Raw genomic sequence first — 17,952 nt, 5'->3', positions numbered from 1 at the left:
GGTTTCGAAAGAGCCTGTTCCGGCAAACGTCGGAGACAAAGCAATCTCTCGAAAGCAGCATCCAACAATGGCTATCTTTAACTGTTATAACTACCTGGATTCATTGAGTAATCCTTCTTCGAAGGAGGACACACGCGGGCTAGAGTTCCCCAGTTAACAGTTGAGCCCCCAAATTTGCCGTCAGGCAAAGCGTGCGTTGGCCAGTCAAAGTAGGCCGGGCAGGAGGGAGCGGGAATGATCTTGTGCGGGTATTCAGGGATGTGGGTTAGAAAAGACAAAATCATGACGCGGGCAGAAGGATCACTTTGACTTGTCCTTTTCGTTCTTTTGGGGCAAGCCAAAAGGACAAACAGAAAATGAAATAAACTATCAGGTACCCTTGATACCAAAGATTGTTTCGTCACTCCTATGTCATTCCTCGCAATGACGAGAAGAAGATCATTCCCAATTTGTTGGGAGGAACATAAAACAAAAAAAGAGGCCTCGTTTCCCTGACCTCTTTATTGTTCTTTTCTCATTGTTCATTACTCATTGATTTGAGCTTTAGAACCATTTCCGTTTCCGGAACATAACGATGCCGATGTAGGCAGCCAGGCCGGAGAAGAACAGGATGGCCGGGAACGCCCAGGCCGAGTTCTCCATGAAGTTGGGTACGTTCATCCCGTACAAGCTCGCAATCAAGGTCGGGATCATCAGGATGATGGAGATGGAGGTCAGCTGCTTCATCACCACGTTCAGGTTGTTGGAGATAACCGAAGCGAAGGCGTCCATCATGCCGCTCTGAATGTCGGAGTATATTTGCGCCATGTCGATGGCCTGTTTGTTTTCAATCACCGCGTCTTCCAGCAAGTCTTCATTAATCTCGGTGAGGGTATTGCGTCGAGAGTTTCGCAGCTTGGTCAACACAATTTCGTTTGAGCGGAGGGAGGTGATAAAGAAGACCAAACATTTCTCCATCTTCAGCAACTTGGTCAACTCCTTGTTCCGGATCGATTTCTCCAGGTCCGTTTCAATCAACGAAGTCTGCTGATTGATGTATTTCAGGTAACGTAAATAGGTGGTAGCCGACCGCAGGAACAGTTTCAGAATGAAATTCAGTTCGTCGTTCACCTGCTGGTAAGGCTCGCGGTAGAGCGACGGTTGGTGCGAAGGCAACACCTCGTTCTGCACCGAGCAGAGGGTGATGGTGACGTCCTGTGTCATGAAAACACCCAGCGGAACCGTGTGAAAAGGCACACCGTTGTTCTGATTCTCGATGGGGATACGCAAAATCACCAGCGACCAGTCGTCGTCGTTTTCCAAACGCGGACGCTCGTCCTGGTCGAGAATATCCTTAACAATGTCATCGGGCATGTTGTACTGGTCACGCAGCGCAGTAATTTCGTCGGGAGTGGGATTGGTCACGTTAATCCAGCATCCTTTTTCTGCCTGGGGTAGTTCTACGTAACCACCAAAGCTTCTGAAGATTTTAATCATTTTTCGTGCCTCCTTATTTTTTTCATTAAGAAAGGCACACGACGTCCGGCCTCTCCTAATGCGAGGTTATACCAAGTTCCTGTCTATGATACGGGCCATCGTCCATATGATACTTGTTGCTTTGTTTTGCGCTGCAAAGGTAGGAAACTATTCGGCATGAGCCCTATTCCCGGTAGGAAATATCTTGTTTGGCAACAAAAAACGGGGTAACCGACTGTGGCGGAGTCGTGAGCAAACAATCCTTCTTTATGGATGACCGGGCGCGTGTGGAATAATGAAAATATCGGTTGCTATCGTCGAAAAAAGAGTGTCAGGTTGTAAAAAACCGGTGAATTTAAATTATAAATAACGAAAAAAAGGGGGTGTAAACTGACAATATGTTTATTTTTGCTGGCAATATTCTTGAAAATGGATCGGAAAACCTCTTCGGTTCAGTAAAGCACGAAAGCAAAATTGATTAGTTATGGATAGGAATCCCTTGTTTCGCAAAAAACCGATAGCACTCATCATGAAGGATGCTGCCGGGAGCGGAGAAGAGACACACATGCGGCGTAATTTGTCGGTAGCCGACCTAACGGCTTTTGGTATTGCCGCCATTGTAGGAGCCGGAATTTTCAGTACGATTGGTACCGCAGCAGCGCAGGGCGGACCCGCCGTTTCGCTGTTGTTTGTTTTTACGGCGGTGGCCTGTGGTTTCAGTGCCATGGCCTATGCTGAGTTTGCGTCGTCCATTCCCATCAGCGGAAGTGCTTATACGTATGCATATGCCAGCTTTGGCGAACTGGTGGCCTGGATTATCGGCTGGGATTTGATTATGGAATATGCCGTGGGAAACATCGCCGTGGCCATTTCATGGTCGGGTTACTTCACCGGGCTGGTGCGGGGGCTGGGCATTCATATTCCCGAATTTCTGAGTGTCGATTACCTGAGTGCCATGCGCGGTCATGCCGAAGCAGTGAAAGCATTGGCGGGCGGTCAAACGCTCGATCAGTTGAGTTTCCATCTGCAGGAAACCTACCTGGCCTGGATGCATGCACCGCAGATAGGAGACTTCCGTCTGATTGCCGATATCCCGGCGTTGGGCATCGTGCTGTTCATTTCGTACATGGTGTACCGCGGAATTCGTGAAGCGAAGATTACAAGTAACCTGCTTGTTTTGCTGAAGCTGTTGATTCTGATGGTGGTCATCGGCGTCGGTGCTTTCTATGTGAAACCGGACAACTGGAGCCCGTTTGCTCCCAACGGAGTCGGAGGGGTGCTGAAAGGAATTGCGGGTGTCTTTTTCGCCTACATTGGTTTCGATGCGATTTCGACCACGGCCGAAGAGTGTAAGAATCCGCGCCGCGATTTGCCCCGTTCCATGATTTATGCCTTAGTCATTACTACCATATTATATGTAACGCTCAGCCTGGTGATTACCGGGATGGTTTCGTACAAGAACCTGGCCGTGAGTGACCCGTTGGCCTATGTGTTCCATAAAAATCACCTGGAAGCCCTGTCGGGTATTATAGCTTTGGGAGCTGTGATTGCCATGGGAAGTGTAATGCTGGTATTCCAGGTAGGGCAGCCACGCATCTGGATGAGCATGAGCCGTGACGGTTTGCTGCCTCCGCGCTTCTCGAAACTGCACAAACGGTTCCGCACACCGGGATTTGCAACCATTGTTGCTGCGACCATTGTGGCCGTGCCGGCGTTGTTTATGAATCTCACGGAAGTGACCGATTTGACCAGTATCGGAACCTTGTTTGCTTTTGTGCTCGTATCGGGCGGTATTCTGATTATGAACCCGCGTGGAAAAGACAAGGGACAGGGCGGTTTCCGGATTCCTTATGTCAACAGCCGCTGGTTTCTGTTGCCGGTTTGGGCTTTTGTTTTGGTGGTGATGTTCGTTTCGGAAGATATCGCTTTCAGCTTTGCGTCTTTAGCAGAGGTCGAATGGCCTGTCTGGATTTTTATCGTGGTTGCGGTGGTCCTCACCATAGCCGCCATCGTGAGGCAATGGTCCATTATTCCGGTTATCGGGTTGTTGATTAACCTCTTCCTGATGTCGGAACTGGGTGTGACCAACTGGCTGCGCTTTGTGATTTGGTTGATTATCGGTCTGGTACTCTATTTTTCTTACGGAACAAAGAAAAGCCGCTTACGTAACATGGATATTCAGGAAACTGTGAAAGAATCCTGATTTTCAATCGACAGTTGCTACGTGTTCGGTAAATTTTCGGTTACTTATGATGACTAAAATCGGTAGCTATGAAATTGATTCGTTTTGGAGAGCGGGGCAAAGAAAAGCCGGGCGTCCTGATTGACGGTGAACGGTACGATTGTTCCGCGAGGTTTAATGATTGGGATCACACTTTTTTTCAGCATGGCGGACTCAACCTGTTGCAGAAGCTGGTTGACGAAGAAGGCGATAAGTTGCCCGAAGTGAATCCGCACGAGCGATGGGCGAGTCCGGTGGCCCGTCCCGGAGCTATCGTTTGTGCCGGCCTGAATTATGGGGATCATGCGAAAGAGGCCGATATGGAGGTCCCCTCCGAACCGATCATTTTCACGAAAGCGACCAATACCTTATCAGGACCTTTTGACCCGGTGGTGATCCCACCCAACAGCATCAAGACGGACTACGAAATTGAACTGGCGATTGTCATCGGAAAGAACGCGCTCTATCTGAAAGATGAAGCGGCCGCCTTTGAATGCATTGCCGGATATACCATTGCCAACGATGTGTCGGAAAGGGAATTTCAGCTCGAAAGAGGAGGGCAGTGGGTGAAAGGAAAATCCTCGCCGGGATTCACGCCGTTGGGGCCTTTCCTGGTCACTCGCGACGACATTGCCGAGCCCCGTAACATGGATTTACAACTCACCGTGAATAATAGTATTCGCCAGATAGGGAATACCCAAACGATGATATTTCATCCGTCGAGCCTGATTTGGTACATGTCGCAGTATATGAAGCTGGAGGCTGGTGATGTAATCCTGACCGGAACGCCGCCCGGCGTGGGAATGGGAATGAAACCGCCTCAATACCTGAGAAACGGTGATAAAGTGGAATTGACCATTGAAGGCCTCGGAACACAGGAGCAGGTGTTTGTCGATTACAAGCCGTAATACTTGTGCCCGTTATCAACGGAAAATCAGGAAGAGAATAAAACAGAGCAGCGCCACATTGATGGACAGGAGCCAGGAATAGAATAATTTACCTGTCTTTCTGGTTTCTTCGCGCGTCGTTTTTTTGTAATGCTTCACGTACGAGTAGATGAACAGGTTGATGAAGACGAAGTGCCTCCGTTTGTGAATTCGCTCGTTCACGTAGTCGAAAATTAAAATGGCTGAAGCGATGTAGACGATAACACCTGCCAAACCGATGACTAATAGAATTATTTCCATGACGTTTATGGTTAATCAGACGAAAGTTTCAAACCGGTTTGATAAGAGAGAGTTACGCATGTTTTTAGTCTTTTGTCAAGAAAAGAGGTAGGTTGCTGGAAGGCATTTGTCGTGGTTGCTGCAAAAGTACCGGGAAGCCTTGTATACCGTCCAAATAACATCACCAATTATACTGCACCTTATCTTTTTCGTACCACATTAGTTTGGGACTGGATGGCTGCTTGGGGGCAGGCGGCGCGTTGTTTTTGGAGGGAACGTATTTTTGTTCCATTTCGTGAAGGTATTGCATGGTGGTCGACGAAAACGGGGGATAGTGTTTCTTGTCCTTCAAGGCAACCCGTTGATAGAGGCGGAAAAAAGCAAAGGGATTGGCCGTTTGTTTGATTAGCGTGCGTTTGCCCATCTTTTGCATAATGGCGTTGGCCATGAAGTACCCGGTGGGATGACCGTTCATGGGAATTAAATCCTGTATGATTTTGCGGTCGCTGTTGGGAACTGTGGCCATTTGGGTAAAGTACCTGTCAAGCTGACGAATGGTTCCCGGAGCTTTATCCAGGTAGTACTGATAGGACTTAGCCCAGTCGCAATTGGAGAACAATCCCTTCTTGAGGAAAAACTTCTTTTTATCGATCAGGTCGGCAATGCCTTCGGTTTCTAGTTGGGTGAGCATCTGCACCATCGGGTAGTCAGTTTCATCCTTATCGGGATAATGGGCATTTTTGATTTTGTCGCGGTAGATATGATACGCTTCGTGGGCCAGCAGATAGGGGAGATACGAATCAAAATCCATGCTGAATACCAGGTCGATGATAATCCCGGTAGGTGCACGCGTTGTGGTGTTCTCAAAAACAGCAAACGACACGGGGGGTAAGGAGTTGTCCAGTTGGAAGCTGTCGGGCAGGAAACTCCGGGCCATCGACAGGGCGGTTTCAATGAGCTGTTCTTTCTGTAACTTGATTTGTAACTCCTTCAATTTCTTTTCTTTTCCCTTGATTTGCAGGTAGTGTTCCAGGAATTCCGACTGTTGGTCATTCTTTTTCAGCGCTTTGTTAAGAGCCGAATCCATCGAAGGCATAAGGGCTAGCCGCAATTGATGTTCAAAATTCTTTTGTGAAAATCCTCCCGCAAATAGTATCTGGTAAGCCGGGCTATTGAAGAGGGCGTTCCACTCTCCGGGAGGAGGTTCTTTATCTTTTATCAACGAGGATTCGATTTGCCAGAATGGCTTCATTCCCGAGAAATCGATAGAATTATTTCCGATGATTTGGGCGTATAGCGATGCACTGAACAATAGAAAGGTGAAAAGAAAAAGAATTCGAATTTTCATTATTCCCTCATTATAGTCGCTGCAGGATGGCGTTGTTCAATGCTTCTCAAAAGAAGTTCTCAGTATTGATCTACCAAATATTTTATTTGATGATGTAAATATGATAAATTATATTGGTTTAGGGAATGATTACGATACGAAAAGCCTTCAATTTTAACTTAAGGTGAATATAAAACAGCAACCGGATTTATTCAAAGATGTCAATACCCGTTTATTTTGTGCGATATCATGGTGAAGTTAACCGGGCGTTATCATTTTATCAAGACGACTCCGTTCGTATCAGGTTCCGTTTTCGATTTCATATTTTTGCGGCAGAATTGCTGGAAAATAGATATATTCAATTGGTTTTACTTCGATTAGCAAAATGTGGCAAGAGCTAAAAAATAAAATTTGGTACGAATCGGTTCGGCAAACTTTCTGGCGCTATCCCGATCGGCTGATGGCGATGAAAGCTACCATTGCGATGGCCTTACTGTCGGTGCCTTTTGTTCTGACCGGTTATGCCTATTTCGGAGTAACGCTGGCGTTGGGTGCATTGGCAGGAGCTTTAGCCGAAACTGATGACCATCCCAAAGGCCGCATCAAAGCGTTGGTATTGACGGTGCTTAGTTTTGCCTTGTCCAGTGCTTCCGTTGAGATTTTACGTCCCACTCCCTGGTTGTTTGCGGTTGGTTTGGCAGGTTCCACCGTGCTGTTCATTTTGCTTGGTGGCTTAGGCGAGCGTTACCGTGGCGTTAGCTTCGGTGCGGTACTGATTGCCATCTATACGATGCTGGGAGATTCGCTGCGGCCTGCACCTTACTGGCAGCCCATTCTCTTACCAGCGGGTGCGTTAGGGTATGGTTTGCTATCACTGGCATTGTTGTACCGTCATCCCTGGCGGTTACTGGAAGAACAGTTGGCGCGTGGTTATTTAGCCCTTTCTGCGTACCTGGAAGAGAAAGCCCGCCTGTTTCCCAGCAATGCCGAAAAGCAGACGACTATCCGCCATCGGTTGGCTTTGCTGAATATCGAAATGGTGAATGCATTGGAGCGCACCAAGGAGGTGTTGAACAGTTATGCCGATGCCCTGGACGACCAAACGGAACTGGTGCCGTACCTTCGCCGGTTCATGTTGTTGCAGAGTTTGCACGAACGGGCTGCTTCTAGCCATGAGCGGTATGAACTGTTGAGCAGCACCCCGGATAACCAGGCTTTGATGGAAGGCTTCGGGCAGTTGTTGCTGCAACTGGCACAGGCAACCCGGCGATTGGCAGATACACTGCTCACCGGCGTTCCCTACCGGCATCCTGTTTCGCTGAACTGGATTGTCAATGCCCTGAATGAGCAGTTGAAACAGCGCCCCGAATCAGGAAAGCAGGGACTTTCGCTGTTGTTGCATAACCTCACGCAATCGCACCGTTCGCTCCTGAACCTGAGTGATATCTCTCAACGAAAATACATTCCCCGGCTGGCCCGGGATACCCGTTCATTGTGGGAGCGCCTGAAAGCACAGTTGCACTGGCGTCATCCCCGGTTACGCCATGCTGTTCGGCTGAGCACCTGTTTTGTGATTGGCTTCGGATTGATGCAGTGGCTGCATATCGAGAAGGGCGAGTGGATTTTGCTGACCAGCCTATTTGTCTGTCAGCCCAGTTACAGCGAAACCCGTCGTAGGCTGTTTCAGCGTATTCTGGGAACGTTTATGGGCGTGGCAGCCGGGGTAGCGATTGTGCAGATTCTTCCCACACAAATGGGGCAACTGGTTTTGATGCTACTGGCCGCTTTTTACTTCTTCTTCTGGTTACGGAAGCGTTATTACATTGCCGTTATCTTTATCACGATGTTTGTTTTGGGCGCTTTTAATCTCCTGTCGGGAAAAGGCGTTGCCATGATGGGCCCGCGGATGCTGGACACAGTGTTGGGGGCAGCTCTGGCAATTATTTCCGTCAGGATACTCTGGCCCGACTGGCAATACAAGCGGCTACCGGCTTTGATTTCCGAAGCATTGTCGAAAAACACCGCTTATTTCAAAGCCATTCTAAAAGAATACCGTCTGTCGGAAGAAGATGATTTGGACTACCGCATCGCCCGAAGGCAAGCTCACCAGGCAGATAACGCGTTGGCGATGGCGTGGCAGGATATGCAGATGGAACCCCGTAAGCAACAACGTTTCCGGCAGCAGGCCTTCCGGCTCACGTACCTGAATCATGCGTTGCTGTCCTATCTTTCGGCGTTGGGTGCGCACCGCGATATTCAGCAGTTCATTCATCCGGAAATGGAAGAGTTTTCTGCCAACATTGAAGAAGCGCTGGTGGAAGCCAGTCAAATGCTGGCCGGTTCGTTAAAGGGTGAACCCACCTGTCATATGGAGCCCATACTGGTTCGTCTTCGCGAACGGCTTTCCGAGATGGAAGACGGGACCAACCGGCAACAACTGGTTCTGCTGTTCAACGTGGCAGAAGTTACCGACCAGCTGCTACAAACTTCGACTGATATTTCCCGTTAGGCAGGAGGCAGGAATATTTCCAGACTTTCTTCGTAAAAGCGGGTCAGAAGTTCCTGCTGATTTTCAGCTTTAACAACATCTGAGAGCAATAGTACCCGGTGTGTCTGATGGTCCGTCAGCCACTGTCCCGGCGCATCGGTATGCCGGTCTGGCACTACGTCTGGTTGGTCTTTTCGCAAAATCACGTAGAAGTGCGGTTCTTTGATTTCTTTCCCCGGTGCCGCCAATCCAATGGAAATGGAGCGCAGCAGTTCGCCGTGTGATTCACGTCGCATGGGAATCATGGCTTCGGTGTTGAAATGCTGCGGCCACGTCCTGATTTCGCCGGTATGCTCGAACTTTTCCATCACTTTTTCCAGCACCAGGACGGTGTTATTGCGCAAGGCGATATTCTGCCAGAGCGCATGCCCGGAATGCTGGCCAAACGTAAACTCATCATCCAGTTTAGTTGGGTGCTCCCGGTCTACCGGAAACTGAATGACCTCGTCGTCCAGCTGATGATGGTGTAACATCGCTTTGAAGCGTTTGAGTACCTCCGTTTTGGTTAACTCGGTCAGCGGAACCTTTTTCAGGATATGCAAGTATTCATCCAGAAAGATGAGGGTAAAGCTGGTGACGTCGAGCCCCACATGAAAATACTCGTGATGTTGTTTGATTTTGTCGCCGTAGAAGAAGCCATCGTGGTGCCATGACATGCTGCGGTGTTCGTGGTGGTGATGTTTCTCGATCAGGTGTTCGCCGGCCAGGGCAATGAACTGAACAGCATGGTGCAGCTGGTACATGGCTTCCAGTTCGTCTTTTCCAAAGGGTTTTAATATCGTCCAGTTGCTCATAGTTTCAATGTTTTAGTGTGGGTGCTACGACCGGAGGCTGTTTTTCCGGTTAAACCGGGAAAGTGAGGGGAATCTCCGGCCGGTAAATATCAATCGGACCTTTTAAGTGTCCCGGATATATATAATAGTAACGTTTTCAGGATATTAATTGTTGATGAATCGGGCGGCTAATTATCGGCGCTCTTCTTCAGTTTTCATGATTTATTTTTTATTTCATGATGTGGGTGATTACATTTGTCAGGTTATCAATTAGCATGAATTCTATGCGTACCACTTATCGTTTTCTGATGTATGTACTGACGCTCGTATTTATCAGTGGCTGGGCAGGATGCAAACCGACGCCGAATGGCTTTGAAATCCGTACCGGTGATATTCTGTTTCGGGGAGCTGCCGACGCTAATTTGTCTCAGGCCATCGACAAGGTAACGCAAACCGGAAAGGCAACGCATTTTAGCCACATGGGAATTGCCGAAGTGGCGCCGGATGGCATTTATGTGTTGAATTCGGAGCCGAAGCACGGCGTGTTCCGTCAACCGCTCGATTCTTTTTTACATTCTGACGGGGAAAAATCAGAAGTGGTAGCGTACCGGTTGAAAGCTCCGTTCCGGAAGTTCATTCCGGAAGCGATGAAACGGGCAGAGCAATTGCTCGGACAACCTTACAACTACACGTATATTCTTCCGGATACGGGATATTACTGCTCTGAATTTGTGTATACGATATTCGCTCCCGATTCGGTTTTCAAACTGAATCCCATGACTTTTAAGAACCCGAAAACCGGGCAATTCGATTCGACCTGGGTAGCTCATTATCAAAAACTGGACATTGCTGTTCCGGAAGGAAAACCCGGTTGCAACCCAAACGGAATGGCCGCTTCTGATAAACTGGAACGATTGGGTGAGGTTAAACTAAGCAATGTAAAAGCAACTAACTAACCAATAAAACATCATGACGAAACTGAAGGAACTGGCGAAAATGATCGATCACTCCATTTTACACCCCACTTTAACGGATGACGACCTGAAGCGGGAGTGCGAAGTGGCCGCGAAATATGATGTGGCCTCGGTCTGTGTGAAGCCATACATGGTAAAACAAGCTGTTGAATTGCTCAAGGATACCGGTGTACTGGTCGGCTGTGTCATCGGTTTTCCTGCCGGGAATTCCACCATTGAGGTGAAGCGCTTTGAAACTGAACTGGCCTGTTCTGACGGGGCTGTGGAAATTGACATGGTCGTCAATATTGGAAAGGCTTTGCAGGGCGACTGGGATTATATCCGGAAGGAAATCCAGACTGTTACCGATGAATGTCACTACCACGGCGCGATTGTGAAGGTGATTTTCGAAACCGATTTTGTTGCCAAAGAAGAAGACATCAAACGGTTGTGTGAAATTTGTACCGAAGCAGGTGCTGATTACGTGAAGACGTCGACCGGCTTTGGCTTTGTGAAAGGAGCCGATGGAAAATACAGCTATGAAGGGGCAACGTTGAAGAACCTGGAGCTGATGCGAACATATTCCGGGCCGAATGTGAAAATCAAAGCGGCGGGCGGTGTTCGAACACTCGATCAACTGTTAGCAGTGAAGGAAGCCGGCTGTACCCGTTGCGGAGCAACTGCGACGATTTCTATGCTGGAGGAAGCCAAAGAACGGTTTGGAGCCTGAAACAAAATAAGAAAATCCCTGAAGTAATTTACCTCAGGGATTTTGGGTGTACAGCGATTAATTGATTATTTCTTTTTAATCGACCAGCCGGTTTTTAGTCCGAAAATGAACCATACCAAGACAAATGCGCCGGCAGTAAAGACTGTGTCGCCAATCACGCGCAACCAACGGAGGGTTTGCATGGGCGGATGATTCAGGAATTGGGGTGAACGGGCATACCAAAGACCGTACTTCACACTGGCCCAGGTTTGCATCAATCCAACCGGGAGAAGACTGATAAGCACCATCAGCAGCAGCCCGATGTTGAGTGTCCAAAAGGCAAACTTCAGTTGCTTTTCCTTCCACTCCGGTTGAAGATTCATATCACGCAAAACGAACAACATCAGACCGATACCCAGCATGCCGTAAACACCGAACAGAGCAGCGTGGGCATGAACCGCCGTCGTGTTTAGTCCCTGCATGTAATACAGTGCGATGGGAGGATTGATGACAAATCCAAAGATTCCTGCTCCGACGAGATTCCAGAACGCCACTGCCACAAAGAAATTAATCGGCCATTTATAGGTCTGAATCCAACCGCTGGCTTTGCTCATTCGGATATTATGATAAGCCTCGAAACCTACAAGAACCAGCGGCACGACCTCCAGGGCGCTGAATGTCGCTCCAATAGCCAGAACGGCCGTAGGAGTTCCGGCGAAATAGAGGTGGTGGAATGTTCCGAGAATACCTCCTGAGAGGAAAATAATGGTGGAGAACAGCACCGTCGCCGTAGCCAGCTTCGGTTTGATCAGTTGCATGCGGACAAAAAGGAAAGCAATAACAACTGTAGCAAATACTTCGAAGAATCCTTCCACCCAAAGGTGAACCACCCACCAGCGCCAGTATTCGGCAATGGAAAGATTGGTTTGTCGTCCCCACATCAGTCCGGCACCATAGAATGCCGCGATAGCAATAGACGAGATTAGGAAGAGGATCAGCAGCTGTCGGTTATCCGATTTCTTGGTAATGGCTGGCCAGAGGGCGCGTCCCAGCAGAAAGAGCCAGATAAAAAGTCCGGCGAAAAGGAATATCTGCCAGAAACGGCCCAGGTCGACATATTCGTATCCCTGGTGACCGAACCAGAAGTTTTCGACCAGACCAAGCCGTTGCATGATTCCCAGCCATTGTCCAACCAGTGAGCCGACGACAATTACCAGCAGCGCAATGAAAAGAATGTTAACACCGAGTTTTTGGTATTTCGGCTCGTGCCCCGACACGGCTGGTGCCATGAATAATCCGGTAGCCAGCCAGGAAGTTGCAATCCAGAAGATAGCCAGCTGCAGGTGCCATGTTCTGGATATGCTGTACGGTAATACTTTATCGAGGGGGAGTCCGTAAAAGCCCAATCCTTCCACACCATAGTGAGCCGTGATGATTCCCATGGCAATTTGTACCAGGATGAGGAGGGATACAACCCAAAAGTATTTCAGTGTTGCCCGCATCGAGGGTGTAATGTGTTGTCCCGAGAGGGGATTGACTTTCGGAACTTCCGTGAAATCTTCTTCCTCGCGATTCGAAGCATAATACCAGGCAAGCAGACCAATTCCTGCCAGCAGTAGTATCACACTGAATCCGGTCCAGATAATCAATGAACTGGTCGGTTTATTGTCAATTAGTTTTTCGGGCGGCCAGTTGTTGGTATACGTGATTTCCATTCCCGGGCGGTCTGTCGATGTGGCCCAGGTAGCCCAGAAAAAGAAAGCATTCATTTCGTGCATCCTTTCCGGGTCTTTGACAGTTCCGGGTGGAATACTGTAATCTTCGCGGAGTTTTTGGTATTGAGGACCATCCATAAACAGACCGGTGTATTCTTTGCTGATTGCTTTAACTGCTTCGGCCTGAACGTCAGGAATGGTTAGCACTCCGGTATTTTCATCATACCGGTTTTTCCTTATCAGGTTTTTCAGCCGGGCTTTAAGTGCCGCTTTGTTTTCATCGTTCAGAGCGGCATAGCCTTTTCCATAGTCGGTTTCGGCCCATTTATTCAGAATAAAAACAGCCTCTTTGTGTAGCCAATCGGCCGTCCAGTCAGGCGCTTTGTAGGCGCCGTGTCCCCAAACGGTACCCAGTTCTTGTCCACCAATGGATTGCCACACATTTTGCCCATTCTTAATGTCCTGGCCGGAAAAAAGAGTTTCTCCACTTTGCGTAACAACTTTTTCAGGTTCGGGAGGTGCCTTGCGATAAATTTCTTCACCGTAGTAGAGTAATACACCAAATGAAATTACCATGACAAGGATAAATCCTGCCCATAATCGTTTTGTGTTCATTGCAACAAGTTTTATGAGTTGGTGTGAACAAATGTAAAAATATAAAAAGACCTTTTAATCCTTTTAGAAGAAAAATACATATTTTTGTGTCGTAAATAATTCTGAACGATATGAAGATAACGAGTGATTCAAACGTAGGAGAGATTGTACGTGAGAACTTTAAAGCAGCCCAGGTGTTTGCTTCTCACCATATTGATTTTTGTTGTAACGGCAATCGTCCATTGAACGAAGCAAGCCGGAAGGCTGGTGTAGAACCGGAAATTTTGCTGGAAGAGTTAAATGCAGCACTGCTGGAAAACGATCCGGATGCTGAATATTTAAATGCACTGGCGTTGGATAAACTGATTGACTATATTGTCGACCGGCATCATACGTATGTGAGGAAACACATTCCGGTTTTATTGGAGAATCTGGAGAAGATAGAGCGAAAGCACAGTGAACACCATCCCGAGATAATTGAGATCAAAAAATTATTCGAAGGTTCAGCTGGCGATTTGACGATGCACTTACAAAAGGAAGAAATGGTTCTTTTTCCTCATATTAAGCGTCTGGAAGCGGTAAAAAAGGGAGAAGTTCCTTATCAGGCGCCGTCATTCGGGCAGGTAGAAAATCCGGTTGCAATGATGATGCAGGAACATCAAAACGAAGGAGAACGTTTTGAAAAGATTGCTAAATTATCGGCCGGATACAGTATTCCGGATGACGCCTGCAATACCTTTCGGGTAACTTATCAGCAGTTGGCCGACTTTGAAAAGGATTTGCATCGGCACATTCATCTGGAAAATAACATACTTTTTCCGAAAGCCATTGAACTGGAACAGAAGATGGCGGTTAAATAGATGAACTTTTATATTAAAAAATGGTAGGAAAAGCAGCTGAATACGCCATCAGGGCCTTGGTTTACATCTGTATGAAAAATCTGGAAGGGAAAACGCCCGGCTTTCGTGAAGTAGCAAAAGAAATTGAAAGTCCGGAACCCTACACCGCCAAAATCTTGCAGACGTTAGCCCGATCGCGTGTACTTTCTTCGGTGAAAGGCCGGGGAGGAGGATTCTTTTTCAAAGAGCTTACCCCCGAGGCCTCACCTACTCTGTATGATGTCATCAGCCAAATGGGAGATGCCCATATATTTACCAGTTGCGGATTCGGATTAAAGCATTGCGACGACACACATCCTTGTCCGATGCATGAAGAGTTTCTTCCTATCCGGGACGGATTTTATCGCCTGGTACGCAAGGAGACAATTTATTCCCTGGCTCAAAAGGTGATGAAGCGGGAGGCCGTCATTAATCGATTAATGAATTAACTATATGATGAATAAACGCATTGCATTTGCACCCATCATCATTCTGATGTTTTGGGCTGGCTTCGTATGTGCGATCAGTTTTATGGAAGCCTGGCTGAAATTCCAGGCGCCGGGTGTTACTCTCCCCATTGGATTGGGCATCGGAAAACTGGTTTTTACGGGATTAAACCGGGTGGAGATTGTGCTTACCCTGTTGTTACTATTCTTTGTTAAGCGGAACTTCGGATTTTTAAAGGACAAGTTGACTTTTATGGTTGCAGGACTTGCAGTGATTGTTGCCGTCCAGACGTTTGTTCTTTTGCCCGTTTTGACACACCGTGCGGTTGAAATTATTAATGGCGCGCAGCCCACCTCAGATCCGGCACATTTTGTTTATATCGGGCTGGAGGTCATTAAAGTTATTCTCTTGTTTTCAACCACTTTTGGTGTGGTTCGGAAACTGAAGCTGGAAATTCACAGCAGTTAGCTGTTTACACAATATTTATTTCGAAAGCCATCCGTAGTGATGGCTTTTTTTGTTTGTTGGAGAGCAACTGCGGCATAGTATAAGGTGTGTGTACTGGTGTTGTTTCCGGGCGCTTGTGTTGTGGTAGAAGGATACAATAACTTTCAAATGAGAATTAGTTAGTCTATTCTTTAACATGTTCTCCAAAAAAATTAAAAATTTATTTGTAAATAATAAATGTAAATATGACATTTGTTGCACCAATAAAGCTCAACTATGCCATATACTGATAAGGAAAGGTTTCATTTGGCCGTCGACTGTGTCATCTTTGGTTTCGACGGCGAACATCTCAATCTACTTCTGTATAAACGTGATTTTGAGCCTGAAAAGGGTGGTTGGTCACTCATGGGGGGATTCCTCCAGAAAGAAGAGACTCTGGATGACGCCGCTTATCGGGTACTTGCCCGTATTACAGGTATGCGTGACATTTATATGGAGCAGTTGAGTGCATTTTCTGAAATCGATCGTGACCCCGCAGCCCGTGTCGTTAGTATGGCTTATTACTCTTTGATTAATATTCAGGATTACCGCGAAGACCTTTTGAAAAAGCATGGTGCTCAGTGGTTCTCCATCAATGAGATTCCCAACCTGGTATTCGACCACTCGGAGATTGTTGATAAAGCATTGAGGCGTCTGAAAAGGAGGGCAAAATACCAACCCATTGGATTTGAGTTGCTTCCTGAAACATTTACGATTACTCAGTTGCGTTTGTTATATGAAGCCATTTACCAGGAAAAACTGGAACCAGCCAATTTTCGGCGGAAAATTATTTCCATGAACTTACTGGACCGATTGCCAATAAAAGATATGAGCAATTCGAAGAAAGGCGCTTACCTGTACGCTTTTAACAAAGAGCGATACGAAGAGTATGAAGCAAACGGCTTTTCGTTTGAACTCTAACGGAAATTATTTTTTAATCTGGATAAAAGTCAAAACGACCTATAATATCATCTAAAAGTAAATTGAACCAATTAAACAATTAAATCGTAGATTATGGCTTTATTAGACTGGCTCGTATTGGGAGGATTCTTCCTGTTGATGATAGGGATTATCGTCTGGGTGATTAGACAAAAGGACGATACCTCATCTGATTACTTTTTGGCAGGTCGCGATGCTACCTGGATCGCGATTGGTGCATCCATTTTTGCATCCAATATCGGTTCTGAACACCTGGTAGGACTGGCCGGCGCCGGTGCTGAAAGTGGAATGGCAATGGCATCGTGGGAGATGCAGGGATGGCTAATTCTAATGCTGGGATGGTTGTTCGTTCCGCTTTATGCACGTAGCGGTGTGTATACCATGCCTGAATTCCTGGAGAGACGTTACAATTCCAAATCACGCTCTTTTCTGTCCATCATCTCACTGGTAAGTTACGTGTTGACAAAAGTGGCCGTAACGGTTTATGCCGGAGGTGTGGTTTTCAAAAGTGTGTTCAATATTCAGTACATAACTTTATTGGGCTATCACGTCGATTTCTTCTGGGTGAGTGCCATTGGACTGGTGGTGATAACCGGTTTGTATACCACCTTTGGCGGAATGAAAGCCGTGCTGTATACATCGGTGTTACAGACACCCATCCTGTTAATCGGTTCCATAGTGATTCTGGTTACCGGTTTGCACATGCTGGGAGGCTGGGATCAGCTGATGGAGATTACCCGCGCAGCCAAAACGGCTACCGGCGACAGTATGGCCAGTGTGATTCGCTCGGCCAACGACCCGGAATTCCCATGGACCGGGGTGATATTAGGGTCGGCTATTATTGGTTTCTGGTATTGGAATACTGACCAGTATATTGTGCAACGTGTCCTTTCGGGAAGAGACCAGACTCAGGCCCGCCGCGGTTCTATTTTTGGTGCCTACCTGAAGCTGACTCCTGTATTCCTTTTCCTGATTCCGGGTATGATTGCTTTTGCATTGAATCAGAAAGGATTGATTGACCTGAAAAGTAGTGATGCAGCATTTTCGACGCTGGTGAGAGTATTATTGCCCGCTGGTTTTCGTGGTGTGGTAGTAGGAGGTATCCTGGCGGCTCTGATGAGTTCCCTGGCATCGCTTTTCAACTCTTCAGCTATGCTCTTCACGGTAGACTTTTATAAAAAATACCGTCCGAATGCCCCGGAAAAACAGTTGGTACGTGTGGGACGAATTGCCACGGCAGTGATTGTGGTTCTGGGTATCCTCTGGATTCCGGTTATGAAAGGTATGGGGCAGGTGCTTTATCAGTATCTGCAGGATGTTCAGTCGTTGCTGGCTCCGGGTATCGCCGCCGTATTCCTGTTGGGGGTTGTTTCCAAAAAGACCACTCCGGCCGCTGGTTACTGGGGATTGGTTATTGGCTTTTTCCTTGGAATGATGCGTTTGGCTATGAAGATATTTGCCAGCTCATTCGATCCGAATAACTTCTTCTTCAAGTTCATTGTAGCGCCAAACTGGTTGCACTATGAGATTGCCCTGTTTATTGTTATTATTCTCCTGATGGTGATCATCAGTTACTTCACTGAAGGTAAAGATCCGGCAAAAATCAAAGGACTTTATTTCCGTTCTGCTACTGCCGAGGAGGTTGCTTTGACCCGTGCCAGCTGGAATAAGTGGGACGTCATCAATTCATTAATAGTAATTGCCTTTATTATTGGATTTTATATCTATTTCTGGTAAGAAA

15 protein-coding genes are annotated in these 17,952 nt (G+C 47.3%); 10 read left to right on the top strand and 5 right to left on the bottom strand.

The genetic code is table 11. The annotated features are described in order from the left end of the window. Positions 1-543: 543 nt before the first annotated feature. Entirely contained in the window at positions 544-1,476 is a 933-nt protein-coding gene (locus GJU87_RS09040) for a magnesium transporter CorA family protein (RefSeq protein ID WP_153639221.1), read from the bottom strand. A 463-nt stretch (positions 1,477-1,939) separates the two neighbouring features. Here GJU87_RS09040 and GJU87_RS09035 point away from each other — a divergent pair, with 463 nt between their 5' ends. Further along, positions 1,940-3,658, top strand: a complete 1,719-nt coding sequence (locus GJU87_RS09035) for an amino acid permease (RefSeq protein ID WP_153639220.1) — start codon at positions 1,940-1,942, stop codon at positions 3,656-3,658. Positions 3,659-3,726: 68 nt separating this feature from the next. Continuing rightward, positions 3,727-4,584 (top strand): fumarylacetoacetate hydrolase family protein, encoded by an 858-nt coding sequence (locus tag GJU87_RS09030; protein WP_153639219.1) that lies wholly within the window; start codon positions 3,727-3,729, stop codon positions 4,582-4,584. A 15-nt stretch (positions 4,585-4,599) separates the two neighbouring features. Here GJU87_RS09030 and GJU87_RS09025 read toward each other — a convergent pair whose 3' ends face one another. Next, positions 4,600-4,863, bottom strand: coding sequence for a hypothetical protein (locus tag GJU87_RS09025; RefSeq protein WP_153639218.1), 264 nt, complete (start codon positions 4,861-4,863; stop codon positions 4,600-4,602). Between the two features lie 160 nt (positions 4,864-5,023). Then, entirely contained in the window at positions 5,024-6,190 is a 1,167-nt protein-coding gene (locus tag GJU87_RS09020) for a DUF5700 domain-containing putative Zn-dependent protease (protein WP_153639217.1), read from the bottom strand. Between the two features lie 364 nt (positions 6,191-6,554). Here GJU87_RS09020 and yccS point away from each other — a divergent pair, with 364 nt between their 5' ends. Further along, positions 6,555-8,678 carry a YccS family putative transporter gene (gene yccS, locus GJU87_RS09015; protein ID WP_153639216.1) on the top strand — a complete coding sequence of 708 codons (2,124 nt, stop codon included), beginning with the start codon at positions 6,555-6,557 and terminating at the stop codon, positions 8,676-8,678. Here yccS and GJU87_RS09010 read toward each other — a convergent pair. Beyond that, a complete protein-coding gene (locus tag GJU87_RS09010) occupies positions 8,675-9,511 on the bottom strand; it encodes a hypothetical protein (protein WP_153639215.1) in 837 nt (278 codons plus the stop codon). The genes yccS and GJU87_RS09010 overlap by 4 nt on opposite strands. A 263-nt stretch (positions 9,512-9,774) precedes the next feature. On the opposite strand from GJU87_RS09010, the gene GJU87_RS09005 reads away from it, so the two are divergent. Both GJU87_RS09005 and deoC read left to right on the top strand, forming a co-directional pair. Next, positions 9,775-10,446 (top strand): YiiX/YebB-like N1pC/P60 family cysteine hydrolase, encoded by a 672-nt coding sequence (locus tag GJU87_RS09005; RefSeq protein WP_194831484.1) that lies wholly within the window; start codon positions 9,775-9,777, stop codon positions 10,444-10,446. 13 nt (positions 10,447-10,459) lie between these two features. After that, entirely contained in the window at positions 10,460-11,173 is a 714-nt protein-coding gene (gene deoC, locus GJU87_RS09000) for a deoxyribose-phosphate aldolase (protein WP_153639214.1), read from the top strand. A 65-nt stretch (positions 11,174-11,238) separates the two neighbouring features. Here the strand turns inward: deoC and GJU87_RS08995 are convergent, their stop codons facing one another. Continuing rightward, entirely contained in the window at positions 11,239-13,482 is a 2,244-nt protein-coding gene (locus GJU87_RS08995; protein ID WP_153639213.1) for a nitric-oxide reductase large subunit, read from the bottom strand. Positions 13,483-13,592: 110 nt separating this feature from the next. Here GJU87_RS08995 and ric point away from each other — a divergent pair, with 110 nt between their 5' ends. The 5 genes from ric (at position 13,593) to GJU87_RS08970 (ending at position 17,948) form a co-directional block, all read left to right on the top strand. Next, on the top strand, positions 13,593-14,321 hold the full coding sequence (ric, locus tag GJU87_RS08990) for an iron-sulfur cluster repair di-iron protein (protein ID WP_153639212.1): 729 nt from the start codon (positions 13,593-13,595) through the stop codon (positions 14,319-14,321). A gap of 20 nt (positions 14,322-14,341) precedes the next feature. Continuing rightward, positions 14,342-14,788 (top strand): Rrf2 family transcriptional regulator, encoded by a 447-nt coding sequence (locus GJU87_RS08985; RefSeq protein ID WP_153639211.1) that lies wholly within the window; start codon positions 14,342-14,344, stop codon positions 14,786-14,788. 4 nt (positions 14,789-14,792) lie between these two features. Then, positions 14,793-15,254, top strand: coding sequence for a hypothetical protein (locus GJU87_RS08980; RefSeq protein ID WP_228491924.1), 462 nt, complete (start codon positions 14,793-14,795; stop codon positions 15,252-15,254). Between the two features lie 255 nt (positions 15,255-15,509). Beyond that, complete coding sequence (locus GJU87_RS08975; RefSeq protein ID WP_153639210.1) at positions 15,510-16,193, top strand: NUDIX domain-containing protein; 684 nt, start codon at positions 15,510-15,512, stop codon at positions 16,191-16,193. A gap of 93 nt (positions 16,194-16,286) precedes the next feature. Next, positions 16,287-17,948: a sodium:solute symporter gene (locus GJU87_RS08970; RefSeq protein WP_153639209.1), complete on the top strand. Its 1,662-nt coding sequence runs from the start codon at positions 16,287-16,289 to the stop codon at positions 17,946-17,948. Positions 17,949-17,952 lie beyond the last annotated feature (4 nt).

It is taken from the genome of Prolixibacter sp. NT017 (assembly GCF_009617875.1).
Taxonomy (GTDB): Bacteria; Bacteroidota; Bacteroidia; order Bacteroidales; family Prolixibacteraceae; genus Prolixibacter.
Note: the sequence above shows the minus strand (reverse complement) of the source record. Positions and strands in the feature narration are given on the sequence as shown.

Excerpts from the sequence above, each read along its gene's own strand:
- GJU87_RS09040 (WP_153639221.1), bottom strand. The coding sequence starts at position 1,476 with ATGATTAAAATCTTCAGAAGCTTTGGTGGTTACGTAGAACTACCCCAG.
- GJU87_RS09035 (WP_153639220.1), top strand. The coding sequence starts at position 1,940 with ATGGATAGGAATCCCTTGTTTCGCAAAAAACCGATAGCACTCATCATG.
- GJU87_RS09030 (WP_153639219.1), top strand. The coding sequence starts at position 3,727 with ATGAAATTGATTCGTTTTGGAGAGCGGGGCAAAGAAAAGCCGGGCGTC.
- GJU87_RS09025 (WP_153639218.1), bottom strand. The coding sequence starts at position 4,863 with ATGGAAATAATTCTATTAGTCATCGGTTTGGCAGGTGTTATCGTCTAC.
- GJU87_RS09020 (WP_153639217.1), bottom strand. The coding sequence starts at position 6,190 with ATGAAAATTCGAATTCTTTTTCTTTTCACCTTTCTATTGTTCAGTGCA.
- yccS (WP_153639216.1), top strand. The coding sequence starts at position 6,555 with ATGTGGCAAGAGCTAAAAAATAAAATTTGGTACGAATCGGTTCGGCAA.
- GJU87_RS09010 (WP_153639215.1), bottom strand. The coding sequence starts at position 9,511 with ATGAGCAACTGGACGATATTAAAACCCTTTGGAAAAGACGAACTGGAA.
- GJU87_RS09005 (WP_194831484.1), top strand. The coding sequence starts at position 9,775 with ATGCGTACCACTTATCGTTTTCTGATGTATGTACTGACGCTCGTATTT.
- deoC (WP_153639214.1), top strand. The coding sequence starts at position 10,460 with ATGACGAAACTGAAGGAACTGGCGAAAATGATCGATCACTCCATTTTA.
- GJU87_RS08995 (WP_153639213.1), bottom strand. The coding sequence starts at position 13,482 with ATGAACACAAAACGATTATGGGCAGGATTTATCCTTGTCATGGTAATT.
- ric (WP_153639212.1), top strand. The coding sequence starts at position 13,593 with ATGAAGATAACGAGTGATTCAAACGTAGGAGAGATTGTACGTGAGAAC.
- GJU87_RS08985 (WP_153639211.1), top strand. The coding sequence starts at position 14,342 with ATGGTAGGAAAAGCAGCTGAATACGCCATCAGGGCCTTGGTTTACATC.
- GJU87_RS08980 (WP_228491924.1), top strand. The coding sequence starts at position 14,793 with ATGATGAATAAACGCATTGCATTTGCACCCATCATCATTCTGATGTTT.
- GJU87_RS08975 (WP_153639210.1), top strand. The coding sequence starts at position 15,510 with ATGCCATATACTGATAAGGAAAGGTTTCATTTGGCCGTCGACTGTGTC.
- GJU87_RS08970 (WP_153639209.1), top strand. The coding sequence starts at position 16,287 with ATGGCTTTATTAGACTGGCTCGTATTGGGAGGATTCTTCCTGTTGATG.